This window comes from Sphingomonas sp. JUb134, assembly GCF_004341505.2.
In the GTDB taxonomy this organism is placed as follows: Bacteria; Pseudomonadota; Alphaproteobacteria; order Sphingomonadales; family Sphingomonadaceae; genus Sphingomonas.
In genome coordinates, this window is sequence record NZ_SLYP02000001.1 from 3,009,494 (window position 1) to 3,034,327 (window position 24,834).

Annotated in this window: 34 protein-coding genes and 1 other RNA gene; 16 read left to right on the plus strand and 19 right to left on the minus strand. The window is 68.0% G+C overall.

Annotated features, from left to right (window positions below):
• Positions 1-43 precede the first annotated feature (43 nt).
• Both rplS and trmD read right to left on the minus strand, forming a co-directional pair.
• Positions 44-430 carry a 50S ribosomal protein L19 gene (rplS, locus tag EDF69_RS14065; RefSeq protein WP_125959757.1) on the minus strand — a complete coding sequence of 129 codons (387 nt, stop codon included), beginning with the start codon at positions 428-430 and terminating at the stop codon, positions 44-46.
• Position 431: 1 nt separating this feature from the next.
• Positions 432-1,163: a tRNA (guanosine(37)-N1)-methyltransferase TrmD gene (gene trmD, locus EDF69_RS14070; protein ID WP_132882122.1), complete on the minus strand. Its 732-nt coding sequence runs from the start codon at positions 1,161-1,163 to the stop codon at positions 432-434.
• Positions 1,164-1,191: 28 nt separating this feature from the next.
• Here trmD and EDF69_RS14075 point away from each other — a divergent pair, with 28 nt between their 5' ends.
• On the plus strand, positions 1,192-2,121 hold the full coding sequence (locus tag EDF69_RS14075; protein ID WP_132882121.1) for an NAD(P)/FAD-dependent oxidoreductase: 930 nt from the start codon (positions 1,192-1,194) through the stop codon (positions 2,119-2,121).
• On the opposite strand, the gene EDF69_RS14080 is transcribed toward EDF69_RS14075, so the two are convergent.
• From EDF69_RS14080 to ffh, 6 genes are all read right to left on the minus strand, one after another.
• Positions 2,118-3,380 (minus strand): sulfotransferase family protein, encoded by a 1,263-nt coding sequence (locus tag EDF69_RS14080; RefSeq protein ID WP_132882120.1) that lies wholly within the window; start codon positions 3,378-3,380, stop codon positions 2,118-2,120. The two genes, EDF69_RS14075 and EDF69_RS14080, sit on opposite strands and share 4 nt — an antisense overlap.
• A gap of 120 nt (positions 3,381-3,500) precedes the next feature.
• Entirely contained in the window at positions 3,501-4,991 is a 1,491-nt protein-coding gene (locus tag EDF69_RS14085; protein WP_132882119.1) for a phospholipid carrier-dependent glycosyltransferase, read from the minus strand.
• An 87-nt stretch (positions 4,992-5,078) separates the two neighbouring features.
• Positions 5,079-5,570: a ribosome maturation factor RimM gene (gene rimM / locus EDF69_RS14090; protein WP_165889950.1), complete on the minus strand. Its 492-nt coding sequence runs from the start codon at positions 5,568-5,570 to the stop codon at positions 5,079-5,081.
• Position 5,571: 1 nt separating this feature from the next.
• The gene (locus EDF69_RS14095) at positions 5,572-5,721 is read right to left on the minus strand and encodes a hypothetical protein (protein ID WP_165889952.1); all 150 of its coding nucleotides are present in this window, start codon (positions 5,719-5,721) and stop codon (positions 5,572-5,574) included.
• 74 nt (positions 5,722-5,795) lie between these two features.
• Positions 5,796-6,179, minus strand: coding sequence for a 30S ribosomal protein S16 (rpsP, locus tag EDF69_RS14100; protein ID WP_204991389.1), 384 nt, complete (start codon positions 6,177-6,179; stop codon positions 5,796-5,798).
• Positions 6,180-6,256: 77 nt separating this feature from the next.
• Positions 6,257-7,762, minus strand: a complete 1,506-nt coding sequence (gene ffh / locus EDF69_RS14105; RefSeq protein ID WP_132882117.1) for a signal recognition particle protein — start codon at positions 7,760-7,762, stop codon at positions 6,257-6,259.
• 217 nt (positions 7,763-7,979) lie between these two features.
• On the opposite strand from ffh, the gene EDF69_RS14110 reads away from it, so the two are divergent.
• Complete coding sequence (locus EDF69_RS14110) at positions 7,980-9,635, plus strand: putative bifunctional diguanylate cyclase/phosphodiesterase (protein ID WP_132882116.1); 1,656 nt, start codon at positions 7,980-7,982, stop codon at positions 9,633-9,635.
• Here the strand turns inward: EDF69_RS14110 and EDF69_RS14115 are convergent.
• Positions 9,610-10,188, minus strand: a complete 579-nt coding sequence (locus tag EDF69_RS14115; protein WP_132882115.1) for a DUF924 family protein — start codon at positions 10,186-10,188, stop codon at positions 9,610-9,612. The genes EDF69_RS14110 and EDF69_RS14115 overlap by 26 nt on opposite strands.
• On the opposite strand from EDF69_RS14115, the gene mtaB reads away from it, so the two are divergent.
• From mtaB to EDF69_RS14130, 3 genes are read left to right on the plus strand one after another with little or no spacing between them, the layout of a single operon-like run.
• Positions 10,187-11,434, plus strand: a complete 1,248-nt coding sequence (gene mtaB, locus EDF69_RS14120; RefSeq protein WP_132882114.1) for a tRNA (N(6)-L-threonylcarbamoyladenosine(37)-C(2))-methylthiotransferase MtaB — start codon at positions 10,187-10,189, stop codon at positions 11,432-11,434. The two genes, EDF69_RS14115 and mtaB, sit on opposite strands and share 2 nt — an antisense overlap.
• Positions 11,431-12,366, plus strand: a complete 936-nt coding sequence (ftsY, locus tag EDF69_RS14125; protein ID WP_125959767.1) for a signal recognition particle-docking protein FtsY — start codon at positions 11,431-11,433, stop codon at positions 12,364-12,366. Before mtaB ends, ftsY begins: the two co-directional genes overlap by 4 nt.
• Positions 12,363-13,001, plus strand: a complete 639-nt coding sequence (locus tag EDF69_RS14130) for a septation protein A (RefSeq protein WP_132882113.1) — start codon at positions 12,363-12,365, stop codon at positions 12,999-13,001. The genes ftsY and EDF69_RS14130 overlap by 4 nt, the downstream gene beginning before the upstream one ends.
• Before the next feature lie 66 nt (positions 13,002-13,067).
• On the opposite strand, the gene EDF69_RS14135 is transcribed toward EDF69_RS14130, so the two are convergent.
• From EDF69_RS14135 to pspF, 5 genes are all read right to left on the minus strand, one after another.
• Positions 13,068-13,205, minus strand: a complete 138-nt coding sequence (locus tag EDF69_RS14135) for a hypothetical protein (RefSeq protein ID WP_164521197.1) — start codon at positions 13,203-13,205, stop codon at positions 13,068-13,070.
• Positions 13,206-13,213: 8 nt separating this feature from the next.
• On the minus strand, positions 13,214-13,402 hold the full coding sequence (locus EDF69_RS14140) for a hypothetical protein (protein ID WP_125959769.1): 189 nt from the start codon (positions 13,400-13,402) through the stop codon (positions 13,214-13,216).
• A 61-nt stretch (positions 13,403-13,463) separates the two neighbouring features.
• Positions 13,464-13,676, minus strand: a complete 213-nt coding sequence (locus EDF69_RS14145) for a cold-shock protein (protein ID WP_125959770.1) — start codon at positions 13,674-13,676, stop codon at positions 13,464-13,466.
• A gap of 241 nt (positions 13,677-13,917) precedes the next feature.
• The gene (locus EDF69_RS14150) at positions 13,918-14,529 is read right to left on the minus strand and encodes a superoxide dismutase (RefSeq protein WP_132882112.1); all 612 of its coding nucleotides are present in this window, start codon (positions 14,527-14,529) and stop codon (positions 13,918-13,920) included.
• 128 nt (positions 14,530-14,657) lie between these two features.
• Entirely contained in the window at positions 14,658-15,695 is a 1,038-nt protein-coding gene (gene pspF, locus EDF69_RS14155) for a phage shock protein operon transcriptional activator (protein ID WP_132882111.1), read from the minus strand.
• Between the two features lie 171 nt (positions 15,696-15,866).
• Here pspF and EDF69_RS14160 point away from each other — a divergent pair, with 171 nt between their 5' ends.
• The 9 genes from EDF69_RS14160 (at position 15,867) to EDF69_RS14200 (ending at position 19,091) form a co-directional block, all read left to right on the plus strand.
• Positions 15,867-16,013, plus strand: coding sequence for a hypothetical protein (locus tag EDF69_RS14160; RefSeq protein WP_165889951.1), 147 nt, complete (start codon positions 15,867-15,869; stop codon positions 16,011-16,013).
• Positions 16,014-16,086: 73 nt separating this feature from the next.
• Complete coding sequence (gene pspA, locus EDF69_RS14165; RefSeq protein ID WP_132882110.1) at positions 16,087-16,752, plus strand: phage shock protein PspA; 666 nt, start codon at positions 16,087-16,089, stop codon at positions 16,750-16,752.
• Position 16,753: 1 nt separating this feature from the next.
• Complete coding sequence (gene pspB / locus EDF69_RS14170; protein WP_132882109.1) at positions 16,754-17,023, plus strand: envelope stress response membrane protein PspB; 270 nt, start codon at positions 16,754-16,756, stop codon at positions 17,021-17,023.
• A gap of 1 nt (position 17,024) precedes the next feature.
• Positions 17,025-17,405 carry an envelope stress response membrane protein PspC gene (gene pspC / locus EDF69_RS14175; protein ID WP_132882108.1) on the plus strand — a complete coding sequence of 127 codons (381 nt, stop codon included), beginning with the start codon at positions 17,025-17,027 and terminating at the stop codon, positions 17,403-17,405.
• Between the two features lie 33 nt (positions 17,406-17,438).
• Entirely contained in the window at positions 17,439-17,729 is a 291-nt protein-coding gene (locus tag EDF69_RS14180) for a hypothetical protein (RefSeq protein WP_132882107.1), read from the plus strand.
• Positions 17,730-17,751: 22 nt separating this feature from the next.
• A complete protein-coding gene (locus EDF69_RS14185) occupies positions 17,752-18,078 on the plus strand; it encodes a hypothetical protein (RefSeq protein ID WP_132882106.1) in 327 nt (108 codons plus the stop codon).
• Between the two features lie 10 nt (positions 18,079-18,088).
• Positions 18,089-18,355 (plus strand): hypothetical protein, encoded by a 267-nt coding sequence (locus EDF69_RS14190; RefSeq protein WP_132882105.1) that lies wholly within the window; start codon positions 18,089-18,091, stop codon positions 18,353-18,355.
• 33 nt (positions 18,356-18,388) lie between these two features.
• On the plus strand, positions 18,389-18,628 hold the full coding sequence (locus EDF69_RS14195) for a hypothetical protein (RefSeq protein WP_125959779.1): 240 nt from the start codon (positions 18,389-18,391) through the stop codon (positions 18,626-18,628).
• A 52-nt stretch (positions 18,629-18,680) separates the two neighbouring features.
• Entirely contained in the window at positions 18,681-19,091 is a 411-nt protein-coding gene (locus EDF69_RS14200) for a SufE family protein (RefSeq protein WP_132882104.1), read from the plus strand.
• Positions 19,092-19,101: 10 nt separating this feature from the next.
• On the opposite strand, the gene EDF69_RS14205 is transcribed toward EDF69_RS14200, so the two are convergent.
• The 3 genes from EDF69_RS14205 to EDF69_RS14215 all read right to left on the minus strand — a co-directional run bounded on the left by EDF69_RS14205 (position 19,102) and on the right by EDF69_RS14215 (position 21,142).
• Positions 19,102-20,199, minus strand: a complete 1,098-nt coding sequence (locus tag EDF69_RS14205; RefSeq protein WP_132882103.1) for a hypothetical protein — start codon at positions 20,197-20,199, stop codon at positions 19,102-19,104.
• 80 nt (positions 20,200-20,279) lie between these two features.
• Positions 20,280-20,609 carry a (2Fe-2S) ferredoxin domain-containing protein gene (locus EDF69_RS14210; protein ID WP_125959782.1) on the minus strand — a complete coding sequence of 110 codons (330 nt, stop codon included), beginning with the start codon at positions 20,607-20,609 and terminating at the stop codon, positions 20,280-20,282.
• Positions 20,606-21,142 (minus strand): J domain-containing protein, encoded by a 537-nt coding sequence (locus tag EDF69_RS14215; RefSeq protein ID WP_125959783.1) that lies wholly within the window; start codon positions 21,140-21,142, stop codon positions 20,606-20,608. Before EDF69_RS14215 ends, EDF69_RS14210 begins: the two co-directional genes overlap by 4 nt.
• Positions 21,143-21,339: 197 nt before the next feature.
• On the opposite strand from EDF69_RS14215, the gene EDF69_RS14220 reads away from it, so the two are divergent.
• Both EDF69_RS14220 and EDF69_RS14225 read left to right on the plus strand, forming a co-directional pair.
• Positions 21,340-22,878 (plus strand): SulP family inorganic anion transporter, encoded by a 1,539-nt coding sequence (locus EDF69_RS14220; protein WP_339538543.1) that lies wholly within the window; start codon positions 21,340-21,342, stop codon positions 22,876-22,878.
• A complete protein-coding gene (locus EDF69_RS14225; RefSeq protein WP_132882101.1) occupies positions 22,875-23,510 on the plus strand; it encodes a carbonic anhydrase in 636 nt (211 codons plus the stop codon). Before EDF69_RS14220 ends, EDF69_RS14225 begins: the two co-directional genes overlap by 4 nt.
• A 163-nt stretch (positions 23,511-23,673) precedes the next feature.
• Here the strand turns inward: EDF69_RS14225 and rnpB are convergent.
• An RNA gene (rnpB, locus tag EDF69_RS14230) (RNase P RNA component class A) lies at positions 23,674-24,048 on the minus strand.
• 41 nt (positions 24,049-24,089) lie between these two features.
• On the minus strand, positions 24,090-24,779 hold the full coding sequence (locus EDF69_RS14235; protein WP_132882100.1) for an N-acetylmuramoyl-L-alanine amidase: 690 nt from the start codon (positions 24,777-24,779) through the stop codon (positions 24,090-24,092).
• Positions 24,780-24,834: the final 55 nt, after the last annotated feature.

A 24,834-nucleotide genomic window follows, 5' to 3' on the forward strand; every position in this document is an offset into this window, starting at 1 on the left:
TCGCCCTCCACGCCCCCAAAGCGGACCCGATGGGTGCCGGCCGTTACTCGGCGGCAGCAGCCGTCGGGCGCGGGTCGCGACGCTCGGCGATACGCGCCGACTTGCCGGTGCGGCCACGCAGGTAATAGAGCTTCGCACGACGCACCACGCCGCGGCGAACCACCTCGACCGAGTCGATGTTCGGCGAGTACAGCGGGAAGACGCGCTCGACGCCCTCACCAAAGCTGATCTTGCGGACCGTGAACGACGAGCCCATGCCCTTGTTCGAGCGCGCGATGCACACCCCCTCGTAATTCTGGACGCGGGTGCGCTCGCCTTCCACGACCTTCACGCCGACGCGCAGCGTGTCGCCCGCGCGGAATTCCGGAATCTTCTTCGCCTCGTTGAACTTGGCGATCTGCTCGGCTTCGAGCGTCTGGATGAGGTTCATGTCAATCTTCCTCGTCATGTCGCCGCGCGCCAGAGGGAGGTCGGACCCGAGCGCCCTCATGGCGCTCCCACAGATCCGGCCTCCGTAGCCGTGTATCGACCTCGGCCCTGTGCTTTCGCCAGGCCGCGATCTTCGCATGATCCCCCGATCGCAGCACTTCGGGGATCGTGCGCCCTTCCCATGTCACTGGTCGGGTATATTGCGGGTACTCGAGCAGCCCCGTTTCGAAGCTCTCGTCATCCCCGCTGGAAGCGGCGCCCATTACGCCGGGAAGCAGCCGAATGCAAGCATCCAGCAGCACCAGCGCCCCCATCTCGCCGCCCGACAGCACATAGTCGCCGATCGACACCAGCTCGATGTCGCGCGCCTCGAACAGGCGTTCGTCATAGCCCTCGAACCGGCCGCACAGCACGGTGACGCCAGGTCCTTGCGCCAGAGCGCGCACCCGCTGCTGGTCGAGCGGGCGTCCGCGCGGGCTCATCGCGATCACTGGGCGATCGTCGGCAACGCTGTCGAGTGCGGCGGCAAGGACGTCGGCGCGCATCACCATCCCCGCCCCGCCGCCGGCCGGCGTGTCGTCGACCGAGCGATGCTTGTCGGTCGCAAAGTCGCGGATCTGCACCGTCTCGAGCGACCAGCGGCCCTCGCGCAGCGCCCGGCCGGCAAGCGAAGTGCCGAGCGGGCCGGGAAACATTTCCGGGTAAAGCGTTAGGACGGTAGCGGTGAAAGACATGCCCGCCCCATTGACCGATGGAGACAGGATGACAAGTTCCGAGACGCGGCCCGACGACTGCATCATCATCGGCGCTGGCCCCGCCGGCCTCACCGCCGCCATCTATCTGGCGCGCTTCCACCTTTCGATACGGCTGTTCGACTGCGGCTCCAGCCGCGCGGCGATGATCCCCTGCACGCGCAACCACGCCGGCTATCCCGAAGGAATCAAGGGCACCGATCTGCTCCGGCTGATGTATGCCCAGGCCAAGCGCTACGGGGCCCACCGGGAGCTTGCGGAGGTCACCGGCCTCTCCCGCGAGGAGGACGGGTTCGCCGTCCGGATCGGCGATCGGATCGCGCGCGCCCGCACCGTGCTGCTGGCGACCGGCGTGGTGAACCACCGGCCCAAGAGCCTCCCGAACGACGTTCACGATGCCGCGCTCGCCCGCGGACTGCTGCGCTACTGCCCGATCTGCGACGGCTATGAGGTGACCGACAAGCGCGTGGGCGTGATCGGTACCGGCGATCACGGCATGCGCGAGGCGCTGTTCCTGCGCGGCTATACCCGCGACGTGACGCTGATCGCGCCGGAAGCCGAGCATGGGCTGGACGACGCCTGCGCGGCGAAGCTGGATGCCGCCGGCATCCAGCGGGTGGATGGGCCCTGCGGCGGCTTCGCGATCGAGGGGGATCAACTGGCGCTCGATACCGCTGGCGGGCGGATGGCGTTCGACAGCGTCTATCCCGCGCTCGGCTCCCGCATCCGCTCGCACCTGGCGGTGGAGGCAGGCGCGCGGGCAAGCGAGGATGGCTGCCTGGAGGTCGACGACCACCAGCGCACCTCCATCCCGGGCCTGTTCGCGGCGGGTGACGTGGTGAAGGGCCTGGACCAGATCAGCCATGCCATGGGCGAAGCCGGCGTCGCGGCCACCACGATCCGCAACACGCTCAGCGAGCAGTCGCCGCTCTGGCGTTAGCCCAGGGCGTGCAGCTTCTCCGGCGCGGTGCCCTCCGCACCGCGCACCGCCCGTTCGACTTCGGCCTCGCTCAGGCCGAAGTCGCCGAGTGCATAGCGGTGGCCCGCCAGCCGGCGGTGCCGCCGCTGGTCCAGGTAGCGCTGCATCCGGCTCCGCACGGCGTCTGTCAGCGGCAGGTCGAGCATGCGATAGACCCGCTGCATCTCCCGCTCCCAATCTTCGCCGATCGCCTCGAAGCCCACGTCCACCTGCGGGACGTCCGCCACCGCGCGCGCGGCCCGCATCCGCCGCTCCCGCAACGCCACCTTGCGCACCCACTCCGCCCCGATCCAGTGGCGGTCGACGTGGTCCGACTGCACGCGCATCTGGCTGTGCACCAGCGATGCCGAGGACGCGACCACGGCCGATGCCGGCCGGTCGAGGCAGACGAGCCGCGCGTCCGGGAAGGCCTCCAGCAGCGAGTCCAGATCCTGCGCGAACTGGGGGAGCTTGAGCACCCACGGTCGGTGCTCCCGGTCCTCTCGCCCCTTCCGGAGCCACGCCACCGTCTGCAACAGCCGCTTGAACTCGGCATAAACGGGGCGCGTGTCCATCGCCTCGCTAGCGGCCGCGAAGCTCGGGATGCGCCACTGCGCCTCGAACGCCGCGCCGAAGATCGACACATTGTGCAGCCCGATCTCCTCGTCCGCCGCTTGCAGGGCGGTGGGATGGATGGTGCGGAACTCCGGGTTCAGCCATTCCGCACAGCGCAGGCCGATCCACGCCCGCACCCGCCGGTCGTCGAGCCAGCGGCGCCGCGCGATCGGCACCGGATTCCAGCTTTCGAAGAAGCGGGTGTGCGCCAGCCGGGGATCACAGGCGAGCAGCCGCTGCATGCGCGTACTTCCCGAACGCATCTGCCCCAGCACGATGATCGGCCGGGGAATAGGTTGATCGAGGACTTCCGGATGCCGCCGCCAGAGCGCATGGACGCGCGCCCGATCGGCCAGGGCTGCGACCAGTTGGCCATAGGCGATCACGGTTCCGAGCGGCGACAGCGCCGCCTCTTCCTGCAGCGCCTGGGTGAGTCGCTCCAGCCGCTCCTCCCACCCGCTGCCGCTTCCCAGCTCCTGGAGGCCGGTTCGCGCGCGGGCGGCGGCGATCAGGTGATCCGGCTCCAGAACGGGTCGCGAAAGCCAGCCGCGACTCCATGCCTTTTCCAGCAGCCCGCTCACGCGGGCGTTGCGGCGGTGCTGCGCGGAAGGGGCGACGAGTTCCAAGCGAGAGATCTCCGGCAGCCAAGATCGAGGGCCCTCGCTGGCAAGCAGAAAGAACCCGCCCGCCAGCGCCGAGTGCCACCCGCCGTTTTTAAGGGCTGGGTCGCCCGTGGATAGCCCGCGTTATCCGCGCCGTTGCGCGTGCCGCGTGCGCAGGTAGAGCGACAGGATACCGGAGGGCGACTGCATGCGGCGGTAGGCATTGCGTTCCGCCCAGCCGCGAAGCGGAGCGTCCAGCCCGCCGGGCGCCGCGGGGGTCGAGCGCACCTCGCCGCCGGTCACGATCGCCGGCGGCGGCGCGCTGCTCAGCACCCGGTCCAGGCTCTCGCGCGTGACCATGTGCATCCGCTGCTCCTCGGCCGGCGTCGCCAGCCCGCGCATGCGGAACAGGAACGGCCCCATGGCGAAGCGCGGGTCGATGTCGAGCTTGCCGCCCGCAAACCGCTCCGGCGACAGGCTGACCGCCTTGCCCGGCATGCCGCTGTCGTCCAGATGCTCCCCCAGCCAGTCGCCGTCCGCCACCGCGAACAGGATCGGCGAGCCGCCCCGCAGCGCCGCGATCGACTCGCTGGTCGTCCGCCAAAGCCCCAGAACCAGGGTTAAGGCCAGCACCAGCCGCAGGCTCCTGCGCGGAGCGATCGGCCCATGGATCGCGCCGAACCGGACGAACAGCGGCGGCAGGATCGGAATGACGTATTGGCGGAAGCTCGGCTGCGGCAGCATCGCGGCGATGCAGCCGGCGATGATCAGCCAGTCGAGTGCGACGCCATGGCGGTCCCCGCCGTGGCGGAACCGCCGCCAGAGCACCAGCGCGAGCACCACCAGCGCAGGCCCCTGGACCAGGAACCAGGCGAGCCGGCCGAGCGTCGTCGGGAACTCCAGCATGTGCGCCTGCTCGTTGAGCATCCGCCATTGCTGCGGCGCGACCAGCGAATATTCGAAGACGCCGAACAGGAAGCTCTCCGGCGCGATCGCCAGCAGCACCAGCGTCGGCACCACGCCGACCGCGCCGCCCAGCGCATAGGCCGTGGCGCTGCGGAAGCGGTCGCGACGCCCCTCGTACAGCATCACCGCGAACAGCACGCCCGCCGGCACGATGTAGCTGATCTTGACCGACACGGCCGCACCGAACGCGAGCCCGGCCAGGAAGACGCGCCGGTTCGGGCGGATCCGCAGGTGCGTGTCGACCAGCAGCCAGATGCCCAGCGCCTCGAAGAACACCGGCAGCGCGTCGTTGCGTGCGACGCCGCCGGCAAAGATCATCGCGTCGCACAATGCCAGCATGACGGCGGCGGCAAGGGCCCGCTGCGGCGTTCCCCCCGCCGCCTTTGCCGCCAGGTAGACGAACACGATCGCCCCGGCGGCGGCCGCCGCATTGGCGAGCCGCAGCGCAAGAAATAGCCAGCCTTCCTCGACAAAGGCGAACGGCGCGAGAAGAAAGGGCTGCAGCGGCGTCTGCAGGTACATGAAGTCCCGGAACGGCAGCCCGTACCGCATCAGTTCCACGGCCGCGACATATTGGCTCTCGTCGCGGTTCAGCGGCAGTACCAGTGCGGCGAGTACGAACAGCGTCAGGGCTGCGAGGAGCAGCAACGGAGCAGGCTTGCGAAACATCGCGGGCGGCCTAGCCAGCGGCCGCAGGGGCGGCAAGCGACGAATTATGACAATCTTGCAACAGCTTGCCGGGTCGTCACGCGTGTCTCAGACCTCGATGAAGGCCGTCGTGATCACCAGTCGGTCGCCATTCCATTCCGGAACCGCGTCGGCCCGCATCGGGACCATGAAGCGCTTGCCCGTCGGACGCTCGATCTCGAGCACGTCGCCCGCGCCGAAATTCTCGACGGCGACCACGGTGCCGAGCGGTTCGTCCGTATCGGAGACCGCGGCGAGCCCGATCAGGTCCGCGTGATAATATTCGCCTTCCTCCAGCGGAGGCAGGCTGTCGCGCGGCACCCACAGCTGGGTACCGCGCAACGCCTCGGCCCCGTCGCGCGAGGAGACCTCGGCAAAGCGGGCGATGGCGCCATTGTTACCCGGACGCACCGACCGGAGCGTCAGGGCGCCGCCGTTCAGCACGGTGTGCGCGCCCAGGTCTTCGGCGAAGACCTTGAGCCGCACCTCGCCCGCGATGCCGTGCGCGCCGATCGCGACGGCGAGCACCACCCGGCGCTCGCCGTCTGCGTCCGGCTCCACCTCAGGCGTCGGGAGATCCGTCGCCGCCGCCGGGGGCGTCGTCGGCACCCTCCGCGGGATCGGGCGTCGAGACGCCGGTGTTCGCACCGGTGTCCGGGGACGACGAGTCGTCATGGTCGTTGGCGCCGTGCTGTTCGGGATCGATGGTCATCGTGCCGCTCCTTCTGCCGGCCCGCCCCTTGCAGGCGGGTTCGGCAGAAGAAACGCACGAATGCCCGTTTGGGCTCAGGCCTCGGCGGTCTCGGCCGGTGCCTCGGCAGCGGCAGCCGCCTCGGCCGCCTTGGCCGCACGCTCTTCAGCGCGCTCGGTAGCCTTTTCGCCCGGCTTGCCCTTGTTCGGGTTGTTGCGCGCGGTGCGCTCCTTGACGCCGGCTGCATCCAGGAAGCGGAGGACGCGGTCGGTCGGCTGCGCGCCGACGCTCAGCCAGTGCTTCGCACGCTCGGTGTCGAGCACGACGCGCTTTGCGTCGTCCTTGGCGAGCAGCGGGTTGTAGGTGCCGACCTTCTCGATGAACTTGCCGTCACGCGGGCTGCGCGCGTCGGCGACCACGATCCGGTAGTAGGGGCGCTTCTTCGAGCCACCGCGCGACAGACGCATGCTGATTGCCATGGGATTTCCTTCTTCTTTCTACTCGTGGCCGCGGCAATCGCCGGACCGTTGGTTGCTGATTGCTCCTTTCGGAGCGCTCACTTCTTCTTGATCAGATTCTCGAAGCCGGGGGGCAGCTGCATGCCGCCCTTGCCGCCCCCGGGAAGCCCGGGCAGGCCGCCGCTACCGCCGGCCTTGCTCATCATGTCGCCAAGCTCGGCGCCGCCCAGCGCATTGCCCAGGCCGGCCATGCCGCCGCCCGGACCGCCCTTGCCAAGCATCGCCATCATGCCCTTCAGACCGCCCATCTTCTTGAGCTTCTTCATGGCCGTGGACATTTCCTGATGCATCTTCAGGAGCTTGTTCACGTCCTGCACCGTGGTGCCGGACCCCTTGGCGACGCGGATCTTGCGCTTGGCGTTGAGCAGTTCGGGCTTCGCGCGTTCCTTGGGCGTCATCGACGTGATCATCGCGTCCATGCGCAGCAGGATCTTTTCGTCGACCGCACCGGAGGCCATCGCAGCCTGCGCCTTCTTCATGCCCGGGATCATGCCGGCCAGCGCACCCAGCCCGCCCATGCGGCGCATCTGCTGGAGCTGCGCGCGCAGGTCGTTCATGTCGAACTGACCCTTGGCCATCCGGTTGGCGATGCGCTCGGCATCCTCCGCCTGGATGCTCTCGGCCGCACGTTCGACCAGCGACACCACGTCGCCCATGCCCAGAATGCGGCCGGCGACGCGCTTCGGGTGGAACGGCTCGATCGCGTCGAGCTTTTCGCCGACGCCCGCAAACTTGATCGGCTTGCCGGTGACCGCGCGCATCGACAGCGCCGCACCACCGCGCGCATCGCCGTCCATGCGGGTCAGCACGACGCCCGTCAGCGGCACCTGTTCGGAGAAGCTGGTCGCGACGTTGACCGCGTCCTGGCCGGTGAGCGAATCGACCACCAGCAGCGTCTCGTTCGGACGGGCGATGTCGGACACCGCCTTCATCTCGTCCATCAGCGCCTGGTCGACGTGCAGGCGGCCCGCAGTGTCGAGCATCAGCACGTCGAAGCCCTGGAGCTTCGCCGCCTGCAGCGCACGCCGTGCAATGTCGACCGGCTGCTGGCCCGCCACGATCGGCAGCGTCGCCACCTCGACCTGCTGGCCCAGCACCGCCAGCTGCTCCTGCGCGGCCGGACGGTTGACGTCGAGCGACGCCATCAGGACCTTCTTGCGCTCGCGGCCCGACAGAAGCTTTGCGAGCTTGGCCGTCGTGGTGGTCTTGCCCGAGCCCTGGAGACCCACCAGCATCACCACCGCCGGCGGCGTGACCGCGATGTCGAGCTCGGCCGTGTCTGGCCCCAGCATGTCGACCAGCGTGTCATGGACGATCTTGACGACCTGCTGCCCCGGCGTGACCGAGCGCAGCACGTCCTGGCCGATCGCAGCCTCGGTCGCCTTGTCGACGAAGGAGCGCGCGACCGGAAGCGCGACGTCGGCCTCCAGCAGCGCCACGCGCACTTCGCGCATGGCGGTACGCACGTCGGCTTCGGTCAGCGCACCACGGCCCCGCAGGCGATCGAAGACGCCTCCCAGCCGGTCGCTCAAGCTATCGAACACGTACCTGCTCCACTTCCATGTCCTCCGTCCGGCGCCCAAGCAAAACACGCCGGCGGACGAAACCTCGTCGGCCGGCGTCGCCCGTGGGCGTTCGCATGGATGCCGTCCCATTGAGGAACGACGGTGGCCCGATAGCGGATTGCGCCGAACTGGGCAAGTCGTGCGCGGAACCGGCAGGATTTAACCCGATCTACATACCTGTGGCGGACAAGGAGTCATGCGCTCGCGGCTTCCTCTCGGCACGATCTTCGCCACCGATCGTTCAGGCAGGTTGCGTCCTTCCTCGGACGCGCTGCTGCTGGGGATCGGCATCGCCTCGCTGCTGCTCCTGGTCGGGATCGGCAGCACGCTTCTCGCCAGCACGCTCGGGGTTTGGCTTGGGGGCGGACCGCCGCCACAGCGGCTGCTCGTCGTGGCGCTGCTGCTCAACCTCGCGCTTATGCTGCTCGGGTGGAATCGCCACCAGGCGCAACGCGCGGCCGCGCAGGCGCAGGAGGCCGCCGAAGAACACGCCCGCGCGCTGGCAGCCCCCGACCCGCTGGCGATCCTGCTCGATCGCAAGGATTTCGCCTCCGAGGGCGCCGCCCTGATCGAGCGCGTCGGCCGGACGCGCGGCGCGGTTGCGCTGCTGCTGGTCGACCTCGATCATTTCAAGGCGATCAACGACATGCACGGCCAGCCGGCCGGCGACGTCGTGCTTCGGCACGCGGCGACCGCGCTGATCGAGACGATGCCGCCCGGCAGCCGCATCGCGCGCATGGGGGGCGACTCCTTTGCCTGTGCGCTGTCGATCGCCCCTGCCCAGCCGGCGCAGGTCCAGCGGCTCGCCGAACGCCTGCTGGCCCGGCTCTCGCAGCCGGTCGACGTCGGGGGCGTGCGCTGCCAGGTCACCGCCTCTGTCGGGGTTGCTTGCTCGGGCGCGGACTGCCCGTCGATCAAGGCGCTGATGCGCGCAGCCGACATCGCGCTCTATACGGCCAAGCGGAACGGCCGCGATCGCTTCGCCTGGTTCGACCGTTCCATGGAGCGCGAGCTGCACAGTCGAAACGACCTGGAAGAGGCGCTGCGCATCGCCATTCCGCAGGGGCAAATCCTCCCCTTCTTCGAACAGCAGATGGACCTCGTGACCGGCGACCTCGACGGGTTCGAGGTATTGCCCCGCTGGCAGCACCCGGCACGCGGCCTGCTGGAAGGGGAATCCTTCTTGCCGCTCGCGGAGGATACCGGCCTCGTCGCCGACCTGTCCTTGTCGCTGATGCGCCAAGCATTCGACGCCGCCCGCGACTGGGACCCGTCGCTCTGCCTCTCGGTCAATCTCTCGCGCTGCCAGCTCCGGGACGCCTGGCTCGCACAGAAGATCCTGAAGCTCCTCACCGAAACCGGCTTCCCTGCGCATCGGCTCCAGGTGGAAATCACCGAGAGCGCGCTGTTCGACAACCTGCCGCTGGCGCAATCGATCATCGGCAGCCTGAAGAACCAGGGCGTGCGGGTCGCGCTGGACGATTTCGGCACCGGCTATTCCAGCCTGGCCCATTTGCGCGCGCTGCCGCTCGACCGGATCAAGATCGATGCCAGCCTCGTCCAGTCCATGGCCGGCAGTGCGGACGCGACGGCCATCGTCAACGCGATCGCGCGGCTGGGAGAGAGCCTGAACCTGCCCGTGACTGCGCAGGGCGTGCCGAACGAAGCCGTCGAGACGCGTCTGCGCGGGATCGGCTGCGCCAAGGCACAGGGGCTGCGCTACGGCCCGCCGCTTTCCACCGCGGGCGTTCGCCGGATGCTGGCCGAGCGTCGCCAGCTCGTCGCGCGCCCTGCCCCGGACGCGCCCGTTCCACTCCCGCTCGACGTTACCAACCAGCGCCTGGTTGGCTGAGATAAGCCAGTTCCTCCGCGGTCGAGTCGCGGCCCAGCGCGGCGTTGCGCGACGGAAAGCGACCGAAGCGCTCGATCACCTCCGCATGGGCCTGTGCGAACGCCAGGTTCGTCTCCAGCCCCGTTTCGGAAAAGCAGCGCAGGGCGAAGCGCTGCACGCCCCGATCCTCCGAATGCATCAGCGGCATGTAGAGAAAGGCCCGGCGCGGCGGCTCGAACTTCGGCGCATAGCCCGCTGCGATGCCCGACAGCGCCAGTTCCAGCCCGAGCGGATCGGCCGCGAACGCCGCTGCCGACCCGCGGTATAGGTTGCGCGAGAACTGGTCGACCAGCAGGATTGCCGCCAGCAACCGCTCGGGCGTGTCGCGCCATCCTTCGGCGTCCGTCGCGACCACCGCATCCCGCAAGGCGCCGAACCGCTCGCGGATGGCCGCATCCAGCGCCTCATCCTTGGCGAAATGCTGCTCCGGCGAGAGCTCGTCGAACCAGAAGTGCAGCACGGCATCCGCCGCGCGTTGGACTTCGCTTGGGTCCGCCCCTAGATCAGCCGCCATGCCGCCCCCTTCTTCCGTGTTACCCGAGGTGATTTCCCTCGGCTGCCGGCTCAACATCGCCGAAAGCGAAACGATCCGCACGCTGCTAGGGTGCCGGGATGCGGTGGTTGTCAACAGCTGCGCCGTGACCAACGAGGCCGTGGCCGGCACCCGGCGCGCGATCCGCCGCGCGCGCCGCGATCGGCCGGACGCGGAACTGATCGTCACCGGTTGCGCAGCGCAGATCGATCCGCAGGGCTTCGCCGCCATGCCGGAGGTCGATCGCGTGATCGGCAACGCCGACAAGCTGCTGCCCGAGGCATGGGCCGGCCAGGAACCGGTGCGCGTGTCGGACTGGGACGCCGTGCGCAGCAATGCGCCGCACCTCGCCCCCGCCTTCGCCGCCCACGTCCGGGCGTTCGTGGAGGTGCAGAACGGCTGCGACCATCGCTGCACCTTTTGCGCCATCCCCTTCGGCCGCGGCCCTGCCCGCTCCGCACCGGCCGGTGCGGTGGTGGCGCGAGTCGCCGAGGTCGTCGCCGCCGGACACCGCGAGGTGGTGCTGACCGGCGTGGATCTCACCAGCTACGGTCACGACCTGCCCGGCCAGCCGAGCCTGGGCCAATTGGTCGAGCGCATCCTCACCCATGTGCCCACACTCGAGCGGCTGCGGCTGTCGTCGCTCGATTCGATCGAGATCGACGACCGGCTGATGGCGCTGCTCACCGGCGAGCCGCGGGTGCTGCCGCACGTCCACCTCTCGCTCCAGGCCGGCAATGACCTGATCCTCAAGCGGATGAAGCGCCGCCATCTGCGCGCCGACGCCGTAGCGATGGTCGCACGGTTGAAGGCCGCGCGCCCGGAGATCGCGATCGGGGCGGACCTGATCGCCGGCTTCCCGACGGAGGATGACGCGATGTTCGCGGATACGCTGGCGCTGCTCGACGATTGCGACATCGTCCATGCGCACATCTTTCCGTTTTCGCCGCGTGCAGGAACGCCGGCTGCGCGCATGCCACAGGTGAACCCAGGCGTGGCGCGGGAGCGCGCGGCCACGCTGCGCGCCCGTGCGGCCGAGCGCCGTACGGAATGGCTGCGCCGGCACGTCGGCACGCGGCAACGTGTTCTGGTGGAACGACCCGGCGACCGCGGACATGCGGAAGCCTTTGCGGAAGTAGGATTGGATCGAACAATGCAGGCAGGGACCATCGCCGACGTGGCAATCATCGCCGTCGAGCAGAACCGGCTGGTGGGAGTGGCGGCATGAGCGCATCGTGGCACGAACGGCTGCTCGGGGGCTTTCGCAAGACCTCTGACCGGCTGATGGGAAACCTCGCCGGCCTCTCGGCCGCGCGACTGGACGAAGAGACGCTCGACGAGATCGAGGAGGCGCTGATCGCCTCCGATCTTGGGCCGGAGACCGCCGCGCGCGTCCGTGCCCGGCTCGCCGAGGGCCAGTATGAGCGCAACATGGAGGAGCTTGGCATCCGCCTGGTGGTGGCCGAGGAGGTCGAGCGCTCGCTCGCCAAGGTCGCGAAGCCCCTGGAGATCGAGGCGTTTCCGCGCCCGCAGGTCATCCTGGTGATCGGCGTCAACGGTTCGGGCAAGACCACCACCATCGCCAAGCTCGCCAAGACCCTGGTCGACCAGGACTATGGCGTGATGCTCGCCGCCGGCGACACCTTCCGCGCCGCCGCGATCGGCCAATTGCGCACCTGGGCCGAGCGGATCGGCGTGCCGATCGTCTCGGGCGCCGAGGGCGGCGACGCCGCCGGTATCGTCTATGAGGCGGTGAAGCAGGCAACGGCTACCGGCATCGACGTGCTGATCGTCGACACCGCCGGGCGCCTCCAGAACAAGCGCGAGCTGATGGACGAGCTCGCCAAGATCCGCCGCGTGCTCGGCCGCCTCAACCCGGAGGCGCCGCACGATGTGGTGCTCGTGCTCGATGCCACGACCGGCCAGAACGCACTCAACCAGATCGAGGTGTTCAAGGAGACCGCCGGCGTCACCGGCCTCGTCATGACCAAGCTCGACGGCACGGCGCGGGGCGGCGTGCTGGTCGCGGCGGCCGAGCGCTACGGCCTGCCGATCCACGCGATCGGCGTCGGCGAGACCGCTGACGACCTGCGCGGCTTCGACGCCAATGAAGTGGCCCGCATCATCGCCGGCGTCGACCAGGGAAGGAACCTGCGATGAGCACGACCGCGCCGCCGAAGGAGGCGAGCCCCGGGCTGCGCATGGCGCTCGACTACGGGCCGCTGGCCGTGTTCTTCGCTACCAACCTGCTTGCCGGCAAGCTGCACCTGCCCAACATGGTTGACAGCCTGGCGCGCGTGCTGATCGCGACGGCCGCCTTCATGGTGGCGACCTTCGTCGCCATCCTGGTGTCGCACATCAAGACCGGTCGCATCTCGCCGATGCTGTGGATCACCGGCGGGCTCGTCCTCGTGTTCGGGGGGCTCACGCTCTGGTTCCGCGACGACACCTTCATCAAGGTGAAGCCGACGATCGTCTATGCGATGTTCTCGGCCATCCTGGGCTTCGGTCTCGCCACCGGTCGGCCGCTGCTTCAGTCGCTGCTGGAGGGCGCCTACCCGGGCCTCTCAGCCGAGGGCTGGCGCAAGCTGACGATCAACTGGACCGGCTTCTTCGCCGCCATGGCGGTGCTCAACGAACTGGTCTGGCGCAACACCAGCTGGGACTTCTGGGTCGGCTTCAAGCTGTGGGGTGCGGTGCCGCTGACGCTGTTGTTTGCGATCGCCAACGTGCCGATGCTGCTGCGCCACGGCCTGACGACGGAAAAGGAAGCGCCGGTTCCGCCCGAGGGCTGAGCCGCGGCACTGCCCGCTTCCTCCGGAAACACAAAAGGCGCGCCAGCAATGGCGCGCCTTTTTGGTTCATCCGAGCACTTCGCGAACCGCAGCACGGGCGATCGCCTGCATCTGGCGATCCGCGGCCGACTGTCGGCGGGCCGTTGGAACGGCGGCTTCGGGAATGGGGAAACTGGAGGTGTTCTGCGTGGTAAAAAACTTCACTCGGTATCCTAAAGGACGGGGACCGGCCCGGCACCTTCGCGTTCGGCGCGAAGCTTGTCGACGCGCTCCTGGCGCTCCGCCATCGCCACCCAGGCCGCTTCGGCCCGGAGACAACGATCGCGCACCATGTCCAGCGTCGCCGCCTCTGCATCGGCATGGGCCTGTGCGGCGTGCTCACGATAGCTTAGCTGTGCCATGGACGGGTCTCCCGTAAAGAGCTCGGCGGCGCCGGATGGCGCCGCCGGGTCGCCGTCCGACTTAGTCGGCCGGCTGAAGGTTCACCGCTGCCATCTTGCCGCGGCGATCCTGCTCCAGCTCGTACGAAACGCGCTGGTTCTGGTTGAGGGTGATCATGCCGGCCCGCTCGACTGCCGTGATGTGGACGAAAGCGTCGTCGCCGCCCGTATCCGGCGCGATGAAGCCATAGCCCTTGTCGGCATTGAAGAACTTGACGGTGCCGAGAATGCTCATGGGGTATTCCTTCTTATCGGCGCGCCCGCGTGTCGGGAGCGCTTGCGCTCAAACACAGGGAAAGAAGGAAGCGGGAGCCGCAAAGCGCCGAAAACCGTCAATATGCGACTGTAGCAGCGCTTATATGGCAGCGCAGGGCAAAATTAACAAGGATGTCCGACCAAATATTTTCGACCGCCATCAGGATTTTCCACCGCGTCGTAAAAACAAAGGGCGGGAAGTTTCCTTCCCGCCCCGTCGTTCATGCCTTGGCCGCTTCGTAGCGCTGGTTTGCCACGTCCCAGTCGACGACATTCCACCAGGCCTTCAGATATTCGGGCCGGGCGTTGCGATAGGTGATGTAATAGGCGTGTTCCCAGACGTCATTGCCCAGGATCGGCGTGCCCTTCACCGGCGCCACGTCCATCAGCGGATTGTCCTGATTCGGGGTTGAGGTGATGGCGAGTTCGCCGTCCTCGCCCACGATCAGCCAGGCCCAGCCGGAACCGAACTGGTTCGCACCGGCGGTGTTGAACTGCTCCTTGAAGGCCTCGACCGAGCCGAACTTGGCGTCGATCGCGTCCTTGAGCGCGCCGGTCGGCTGCGAGCCGCCGCCCTTCATCGTCTTCCAGAAGAAGTCGTGGTTCCAATAGCCGCCGCCGTTGTTGCGCAGCTTGGCCGGCGCGCCCGACATGTTGGCCAGGATCTGCTCAATCGTCTTGCCCTCAAGGGTCGGGTCCTCGCCGATCGCCTCGTTCAGCTTGTCCGTATAGGCCTTGTGATGCTTGTCGTGGTGGAGCGTCATCGTCTCCTTGTCGATGGTCGGCTCCAGCGCGTCATAGGCGTAGGGCAGCGGGGGAAGTTCGAAAGCCATGACGGTTCCTCCTTGATGGATTTTGCGATGTCGAACGCGGGCGCGACCGGATGGCTCCGGTCGTTACGGTCGCGTTCTAGGTAAGCTGCGGTGCGCCGTGCGCAACCTCCGATCGGCGCATGCGCAGGTCATCCGCCGCCCTGCCCCAGCAGATTGTGCCGGCGCAGCGCGTGGCGCAGCTGGTCGTAGCTCAGCCCCAGCGCCTCCGCCGTGGTGCGCTGGTTGAAGCGGTTCTCGGCAAGCGCGCGCGACAGCAGCTCGCGTTCGAAGCGGTTGACCCGCGTCTTGAAGTCGGCCGGCTCGAAGTCGTGCTCCACCGGCACCTCGGCCGTCGTTGGCGGCCCCGGCTCGGCCACGGCGGGCGCCACCGATGCGGGTGCCTGGCCGCGCGGACGATAGGGCGATGCGAAGGGGTCGATCTCGATGCCGTCGATCGGCCCCGGACGTTCCCAGCGATAGACGGCGCGCTCCACCACATTGCGCAGCTCGCGCACGTTTCCGGGCCAGGGATGGCTGGTGAGCGCGTCGAGCGCGGCGGGGCCGAAACCCGGCCACACCTCGCGCCCGATCTCCGCCGCCATGCGGCGCCCGAAGAACTCGGCGAGCACTGGGATGTCGCCGGCGCGCGCACGCAGCGGCGGCAGCGTCACCACTTCGAACGACAGCCGGTCGAGCAGGTCGGCACGGAAGGTCCCCGCCGCCACACGATCGGGCAGATGCTCGTTGGTCGCCGCCACGATGCGGACGTCGACGTGGAGCGGCCGCGAGGATCCGATCCGCGTCACCTCGCCATATTCCACCGCGCGCAGCAACCGGTCCTGCGCCGCCATCGACAACGTACCCAGCTCGTCCAGGAACAAGGTACCGCGATCGGCCTCCTCGAACCGTCCTGCCCGCGCCTTGGTGGCCCCGGTGAAGGCGCCCGCCTCGTGCCCGAACAGCTCTGCCTCGATCAGCGTCTCCGGGAGGGCCGCGCAGTTCATCACCACCAGCGGCTGGTCCCAGCGGGGCGACAGGCGGTGCAGACGCTCGGCCACCAGTTCCTTGCCGGTCCCGCGCTCGCCGATCACCAGCACCGGGCGGTCCAGCGCCGCGGCGCGGCTGGCCCGTTCCAGCGTGTCGAGGAAGGCCGTCGACTGGCCGATGACTTGGGTCGTGCGCTCCATGCCGGAAGCTTGGCGCAGTTTCCCAACTGTTAGCAACGGCTTTGTTGCGGCACGACGACGACACTCCCGAGCACGGCGGATTTCTGCCATTTCTGAAAACTGGCACGGCTCCTGCAATGCAAGGGACAAGCTCAGCAATCGGGCAGCACAACAGGTTCAGGGAGCACCACGATGACGACCTACAACGCTACGAGCCTCAGCCGGACCCTCGCCAGCCTGATCGGCGCCTTGGTCCTCAGCACGGTGACGCTGGCGGCAACGACCAGCACCGGCCCGGCTCCGGCCTTCGCAGTATCCGCCGGCCACGCGATCGCGTGACCGACGGCGGGCCGGGGCGGGATGTTGCCCCCTCGCCCCGGCCCAACCGGAACACACACAGGAGTTTGAATCGATGGGTATCTTTTCCCGCACCCGAGACATCATCGCCGCCAACGTCACCGATCTGCTCGACAAGGCGGAAGATCCCTCCAAGATGATCCGCATGATCATCCTTGAGATGGAGGAGACGCTGGTCGAGGTTCGGGCATCCGCCGCGCGCACCATCGCCGATCAGAAGGAGATGCGTCGCCACATCGCCAAGCTGCAGGGTCTGCAGGAAAGCTGGACCGAAAAGGCCGAGCTCGCCCTGTCGAAGAACCGCGAGGATTTGGCCAAGGCGGCGCTGATCGAGCGCAAGAAGGCCGCCGACATGGTCGAGCAGCTTTCCGGCGAGATCCGCGTCCTCGACGACTCGCTGCGCAGCTCGGAAGAGGACATCGCCAAGCTGCAGAACAAGCTGCGCGAGGCGCGTACCCGCCAGAACGCGATCATGACCCGGCTGGAAAGCGCCAACAACCGCAGCCGCCTGCGCGAGATGTATGCCGGCTCCAAGACCAACGAGGCGTTCAGCCGCTTCGAGGTGCTGGAACGCCGCGCCGATCTGGCCGAGGGTCGCGCCGACGCGCTGGGCATGGGTCAGGTCAAGACGCTGGAGGAAGAGATCGCCGAGCTCCAGTCGGCCGAAAAGATCGACGCCGAGCTCGCCGCCCTGAAGGCGCGCATGAACAAGGAGGGCTGAGATGGACGACTTCCTCTCCGTCGCGGTGCCGATCGTCACGCTGTTCATCGGACTGCCGTGGCTGATCCTGCACTACATCACGCGGTGGAAGCAGGCGCCGACCCTGACCGGTGAGGACGAGAAGCTGCTCGACGAGATGCACTTCACGGCCCGCCGGCTGGAAGAACGCCTCCAGACGATCGAACGCATCGTCGCTGCCGACAACCCGGATTTCCGTCCTTCCGCGCCGGACGCTGCGGACCGTGAAATCGACTTTTCCCGGAGGAACTGAGATGACCGCGCAACGCACCAAATTCTACCTCGACAAGCAGAATGCGAAGTGGTCGGGCGTGTGCTCCGGCATCGCGGACTACACCGGTGTCGAGACGATGTGGATCCGCATCGGCGCCGTCCTGCTGACGTTGGCCGGCGGCTTCCCCTGGACCCTCATCGCCTATGCGATGATCGCCTGGATGGCGCCCAAGAAGCCGGTCGGCCTCTACGACAGCGAGGAGGATGCGAAGTTCTGGCAGGGCGTGCGCTCCAACCCGAAGCGCTCGACCGCGGAGATCCGCTCCACCTTCCGCGACATCGACCGCCGGCTGGCCGACATCGAGATGTTCTACACCAGCCGCAACACGCGCCTGGCCGACGAGATCGACAGCCTGCGCTGAGCGATTCCCGGGGGGCAAACAGGAGGAAGTATCATGAGCTGGAGTGGACCGGGTTTCGTCATCGCCCTGATCGCGATCTCGACCTTCGGATTGGTGCTCAACAACTGGATCCCTGCCCGCCACGGCTATCCGGTGGAGAACGAGTGGTCGGGCCTCAGCCGCAAGGAGGACCCCGAAGCCGAGCGCAAGATCGCGCTGCTTTCGAGCGAGAACGAGCGCCTGACCGGCAAGATCGGCCGGCTGGAAGAGCGGATCGCCGTGCTCGAGCGCATCGCCACCGATCCCGCCGCCCGCACGGCGCGCGAAATCGACGCGCTGCGCTGAGCCCGACGAGAGGAGATCTGAGATGAGCCCAGAAAAATACGCGCTGCTCCAAGGCCTCTTCCCCCTGATCGTGACCATCGTCGCGGTTGCGGTCACCGGATGGGTCATCACCACCTGGATGCGCATCAAGCATGGCTATCCGCTCGATGGCGCCTGGGGGCAGGCCGTCTATCCGCAGAAGAGCGAGGAAACGATCGAGCGGGTTCGCCTGCTGAGCCAGGAGAACGCCCAGCTCCGTGCCGAACTCGGATCGGTCAAGGACCGGCTCGCGACGGTGGAGCGCATCGTCACCGACAGCGGCGCCCTGCTCTCCCGCGAAATCGACCAGCTGCGCGACCGCGCGAACTGAAGGACCGACCATGAGCCCTATTCTGATCCCGATCCTTGCGCTGATGATCCCGATCGTCGCGATCATCGGCAAGACCTTCGTGAAGCCCTGGCTCGATCATCGTGAGCGGGCGCTGGAGCTCGAAGCCAACAAGCTCGCGGAAAAAGCGGCGCAATATGCGGCGCAGACGGAGCGGCTGGAGCAGCGGGTGCGCGTGCTGGAACGCATCGTCACCGACCGCGGCCTGGATCTTTCCGACGAGATCGAGCGGCTGCGCGACCAGCCGCCGCTCAACTGACCACCCACGTCCACGCCCCATCGGAGCAGCGACATGACGGACCCGAATCTCACCCTCGTCCTCGCCACCAGCGGCCTCGCCGCCGTGGCTATGGTCACCGCCGCAATGCTTGCGGGCTGGCGCGGCTGGCTGGCGCTCAAGCGGCAGGAACTCGCCCGGGTCGAAAGCGGCGAAGCGCCCAGCTTCGGCCACGCCGGCACCCGCATCGAACTCGCCGACCTCAAGGAGCGCATCCGCAAGCTGGAAGCCATTGCCGCCGGGGTCGACCTCTGATGCCGGCGCGGCGGCCTTTTGCCGGCCGCCGCCAGCTGCTACCGGGCTGCGCATGCAGTCCCTCGACGACATCCTCGATGAATATGGCTTCCTCGATCCGGACGACCGCTATCGCCTGCTGATCGATCTGGGCCGCGCGCTGGAGCCCATGCCCGACGCGCTGAAGACCGATGCTACGCTGGTGCGGGGCTGCTCTGCTTCGGTGTGGGTCTACCCCACCCGGCGCGAGGACGGGACGCTCCACTTCCTGGCCGACAGCAACGCCGCCATCACCAAGGGAATCATCGCGCTGGTCCTCTCGGCGGTGCAGGACCAGAGCCCGGCGGCAATCCTCGCGACCGACGTTCCCGCGGCCCTCGCCCCCTTCGACTTGTCGAAGCAGCTGAGCTCCAACCGGACCCAGGGCATTCCCAACATGATCGCCCTGATCCGCCACGAGGCCGAACGCTACGCCGCCGGCTGAGGCGGCCGCCTCAGCCGGCTCTCTTTCCCTCCGGCTTCACCGGCAGCGCCGACCACGGCAGCACCGCCCAGTCGGGGCCGTCGCAGGCGCGCATCACGCGGGCAAAGCTCGCGCCAAGCCACAGCCCCTCCGGCGTCAGCCGCCAGGCCGGGAAGTTCCACACGTCCGGATCCGTATAGTCGCATTCCTCCCCATCCGAGTCGACGGGCTGCATCTCCTGTGGATGGTAGCGCTGGAGAAGCTTCACCACCGCGGGGGCAAAGGTCTGCGCGCGATAGCCATACCAGCGGTCGCTATCCTCGGGCGGGGTCGGTGCCGGACCGAACCGCAGCACCGCGTCCAGCTTCAGCTCCCGGCCGGTGTGCGCGTCGAAGCTGTGCCCAGCGGTCCCGAAGTCCGGATGGGCGGCACCCGCGCACGACCAGCTCGTCTGCCAACCATAGCTGACATAGTCGCGTCCCAGCCACGGCTTGCCCTCGACCCCGCCGTCCACCCCCGGTTCGCCGCCGATGTCGGTGCAGCTGAGCCAGCGGCTGACCTCGCGCCATTGGTCTTGCGCAAGGAGCACGTTCATCGCCGCCATCGGTTGCGCGGCATAGCCGCTCTCCAGGCGGAAAAGACGGACGCCGCTCTTCGGCTCGCGGTGCCAGCGGATAGGCTTGCCGTCGACCTGCTCGACGGCCTCGGGCTCCAGCGTCAGCCCGGACAGTTGCAGCCGCTCGTGCAGCGAAAGCTCCGGCGGCAGATCGGCAGGAAGGTCCTTCGCAGTGGTGACGCGCGCGAGCCGAACCGAGAAGCGGCGCTTGGCCGCGGTGGTCAGCGTGCCGACAAGGCCGCCGCCTTCCTCACGCAGTTCCAGGCGATCCTGCGTTGCCCGCGCCTCCAGCGTCAGTGCGTTGCCGCGGCGCTCTCCCTGCAGGGCCAAGTCCAGCCGGCTCGACAGGTAGAAATAGCTGCCCCAGGCGTCCTCCCCCTTGCCGTCCTCCTCCAGGGTGAGAACGACCCTGCTGCGCCCCACCGTCCCCTCGAAACTCCGCGCAGGTTCGCTTTGCGCCGCAGCCGGAGAGACGGCCACGACCAGTGCCGTAAGGGTCAGGAGAATACGCAAGGGCAGATCCGCAAGAGAGGGCACGACCGAGCCGCAGATACTGCCCAGGCGGATTGCACCGTCAAGCGAGCAAGCGGCCGCTAATCGGCGTCGGCGGTATGAGTCTTCTGCTCCGACAGCCCCAGTTCCTGCGCCAGCCCGTCGAGGTCGGCGCCCGGGCTCACCAGCAGCCACTCGCCCGGCCTCGCCCCATCGATCACCGTCACGGCACGCTTGGGACAGACGCCCAAGCAGCGCGTCTCGACGATACCTGCCCGCGCCTTCGGCCCCTTCTTCAGCCCCAGCCGCTTGCGCAGCGCCTTGGTCAGCGGCTGGTCGCCGTCCGGTCCGAAGCCGCCATCGAGCTTGCGCGAGCATTTGCCGCACACCAGCACCGCCCGCGACCAGCGCGCGCGGACCGCGGGCTTCATGCGGGCTTCCACTGCCGCCGTTCCTCGGCGACCCGCAGCACCTCATAGGCCGCCTGGATCGCCTGGAAGCGAACCGCGGCTTCTTTGTCGCCGGGGCGCACGTCGGGGTGGCTGGACTTGGCGAGGCGGCGCCAGGCACTCCGCACGGCCTCGAAGTCGGCATCGACCTCCAGCCCCAGCACTTCTAGCGCGCGCATCTCGTCGCGGGAACGGGTACCGTCCCCGGAGCCACCCCAGGCGTAATGCGAGGCATTGGCATAGCCGTCGGCGGTGCGCTGCTCGCTCGCCTCCCGCCGCTTCGCCTCTTCCTCGTCCAGCCCTTCGAAGTAGTTCCAGTTCCGGTTGTACTCGGCTGCGTGCGTCTCGCAGAAGTACCACCGGTCGGGGTTGTTGGGCGACTTGGGCGCAGGCCGGTCGCCGGGGGCTTCACAGCCGTGCCGGTCGCAAAGGCGCACGCGCGTAGCCTGGCGCTCGGCTTCGTAACCGCGCCAGCGGGGAAATCCCCAATCGTTGGATCGACTTGAGCGGACCATCGCCTTCCAGATAGCCCCCCTGCCGCGCCGCACAACCCAGCTCCATGGGAAACAAAACGTAATTATTTCCCGCTGCCGCCCCAGCCCGGTGGTGTTTTATATGCTGTGCCGCATGCGTCCCAGACGCTTTTACCCGATCAAGAGAAGGTACCGCGGTGTCCTTGGCCTCTAAATTTGCGACAAGCTGGCGGCAGGACGTGCCGGCCTCGATCGTGGTGGCGCTCGTCGCGCTGCCCCTCTGCCTGGGGGTCGCACTGGCGTCCGGCGCGCCCCTGTTCTCAGGCCTGATCTCGGGCATCGTGGGCGGCATCGTCATCGGCATGCTCAGCAAGTCGCCCCTGTCGGTCAGCGGCCCGGCAGCCGGCCTGACGGTGATCGTGCTCGACGCGATCCAGCGCCTGCCGAGCTATGAGGCGTTCCTGCTGGCCGTGGTGCTGGCAGGCTGCATCCAGCTCCTCTTCTCGGTTTCGCGCGGCGGCATTCTCAGCGAGTTCGTCCCCTCGTCCGTCATCACCGGCATGCTCGCCGCGATCGGCCTGATCCTGATCCTCAAGCAGTTCCCGCACGCGATCGGCTATGACGCCGATCCGGAAGGCAGCTTCTCGTTCTGGCAAGGCGATGGCGAGAACACCTTCTCCGCGATCGGCCGCGTGCTGCGCGAGCAGATCGTGTGGGGCGCGGCAATCATCGCCGCAATCTCCCTCGCCTTCCTGTTCTGGTGGGATCATGCCAAGCCCAAGGAAGGCCCGCTGCGCTTCCTTCCCGGTCCGCTGGTCGTGGTCGTCGGCGCGGTGCTGATCAACGCCCTGTTCGGGATGGTCGCGCCGAACCTTCAGGTCCAGCCGTCGCACCTGGTCAGCGTGCCCGTGGCCGCAGGCCTCGGCGAGTTCATCGGCCTGTTCACGACCCCGGACTTCGGCCAGATCAGCAATGCGGCGGTGTGGAGCACCGCCGTCACGCTCGCGATCGTGGCCAGCCTCGAATCGCTGCTGTCGGTGAAGGCGATCGACGAGATCGACCCCAAGCGCCGCACCACCGACAAGAACCGCGAGCTGTTCGCGCAGGGCAGCGGCAACATCGTGGCCGGCCTGATCGGCGGCCTGCCGGTCACCTCGGTGATCGTCCGCAGCTCGGCCAACGTCGACGCCAACGCCAACAGCCAGCTCTCCACCATCCTGCACGGCTGCTGGCTGCTGCTGAGCGTGCTGCTGATCCCCGCGATCCTGAACCTGATCCCGCTGTCGGCACTCGCCGCGGTGCTGATCGCCACCGGCTACAAGCTCACCAAGCCGTCGCTGTTCACCAAGCGCTTCAAGCAGGGCTGGACCCAGTTCGTGCCGTTCGTCGTGACGGTCGGCGCGATACTGTTCACCGATCTGCTGGAAGGCATCGTGATCGGCCTGGTCGTCGGCTTCATCTTCGTGATCGGCCGCAACTTCCGTCCGGCGATCATCTTCGTCCAGGACGGCGACAGCTGCATGATCCGCGCCCGCCGCAACCTCTACTTCATCCACAAGTACGAGCTGCAGAAGGAACTCGCGAAGGTTCCGGACAACACTCACGTCCTGATCGACCTGTCGGCCACCAGCTACGTCGATATCGACAACATCGACATCATCAACGCGTTCGTCCGCAACGCGCAGTTCCGCAACATCGGCGTGATCGTCCGTGGCGACGTCGGCGAGCAGACGGCGTCCAAGATCCAGGCGCCGCGCAAGGAGGTCGTCTTCGCATGAGAGAGTACAAGCACCTGCTCCTCGCCAACAAGGCATGGGCAGCCGAGCGGCTGGAAGAGCGCCCCGACTATTTCGAGCGTCAGATCGCCGGCCAGCAGCCGGAGTTCCTGTGGATCGGCTGTTCCGACAGCCGGGTCGCAGCGGGGCAGCTGACCAACACGCCGCCGGGCGGCATGTTCATCCACCGCAACGTCGCCAATCTGGTGAACGAGGACGACATCAACCTGATGTCCGTGCTCGAATATGCGGTCACCGTGCTCAAGGTCCGGCACATCATCATCTGCGGCCATCACGGCTGCGGCGGCATCAACGCAGCATTGGAAGGCGGCGCCACCGGGTTCCTCGGCAAGTGGCTGCGCAATGCCGAACAGGTCTATCGCGACCATCAGGACGAAATCGATTCGCTGCCGGAAGGCCAGCGGGCGAACCGCCTGGTCGAGCTGAACGTCCGCGACCAGCTGGTGCGGCTAGCGCGCACCTCGATCGTGCAGGACGCGTTCGCCGCGGGGCAGACGCTCTACCTCCACGGCTGGGTCTATGACCTGCGCGACGGCCTCATCAAGCCGATGATGGAGATCGATTCGACGACGCCGCTCGGCGAAGTGCCGCGGCCCCAGCCGGTCCTCGTCTGACCCACTCCAACCCCCTCCCGGGTGCAACCCCTCCTGCACCCGGCGCGTCGGTCCGTCCTGCCTATCGTCCCTGGGTATCGTGGCGGACCGGCGCAACCCATCTCGCCCGATCGGGTGCCGCCTTCGCGCACCGTCACGGCGAAGACGCAGCGCCCGGCGGGAACGCGTCAGAGGGTCTGTAAGCCGGGTTCTGTCCACCCGCGCGAGGCGGGATAGGCGACCATTCCTCTAGGACGACGCTCGCGCGCCGCCTCCAGCAACCAACCCGGACGACGGGCCGGAACGAGGCCCATGTGCCGTCCCTATTCGGTCTTGCTCCCGGTGGGGTTTGCCATGCCGTTCCTGTTACCAGGCCCGCGGTGCGCTTTTACCGCACCCTTTCACCGTGACGTGGCCGAAGCCGTCGCCGTCTGCTCTCTGTGGCACTTTCCCTGGGGTCGCCCCCGCCGGGCGTTACCCGGCACCGTCGTTTCCGTGGAGCCCGGACTTTCCTCGCCCCCGTTCTTACAAACGGGGCCGCGGCCGCCCGACCCTCTGACCGGGCCCGCCTAGCGCAGCTTCGCCGCCGGGGAAAGCCGCTCAGTCGTCGCCCTGCGGCTTGGGCAGCAGGAGGGCCAGCAGCAGCGAGCGGCACTCGCCGTCGATGACCCCGTCCACCATCTCCGGCCGGAAGCGGCGCTGGAAAGCGGTGACCGCCGCGACCGGATCCTCGACGTCATAGCCGAACCGTTCGAGCGCGAGCAGGAAGCCGGCGTCGCTCCAGTGCGGGTCCATCAGGTTCTGGGTGGGCCGCGGCAGGGCCAGCCGCAGCCGTGCGAGCTTGCCCCACGGAAAGAGCTCGCCGGGGTCCTGCTTGCGCGCCGGTGCGATGTCCGAGTGGCCGACCACGTTCCCGCGGGTGATGGCGTAGCGCTGCTTGATGTCGGCGACCAACCGGATCACCGCGTCGATCTGCTCGTCGGGAAACGGGACATAACCCCATTCATGACCCGGATTGACGATCTCGATGCCGACGGAGGCCGAATTGATGTCGGTCACCCCCCGCCAGTGCGAGCGGCCGGCGTGCCAGGCCCGCCTTGCCTCGTCCACCATGCGGACGGCGGTGCCGTCCTCGGCGACGAGATAGTGGCACGACACCTTCGCCTCTGGATCGGCCAGCCGGGCGATGGCGGAGGCGGCGTCCTGCATGCCGGTATAATGCAGCACCACCATCGTGACCGGCAGCGAACGATCGTCGAAGTTCGGCGAAGGCCTGTCGATAAACTGCATGCACCCGTTCCCAAGCTACGCCGAAGCGATGCGTCGCCCGCCGGGCAAAGGCAAG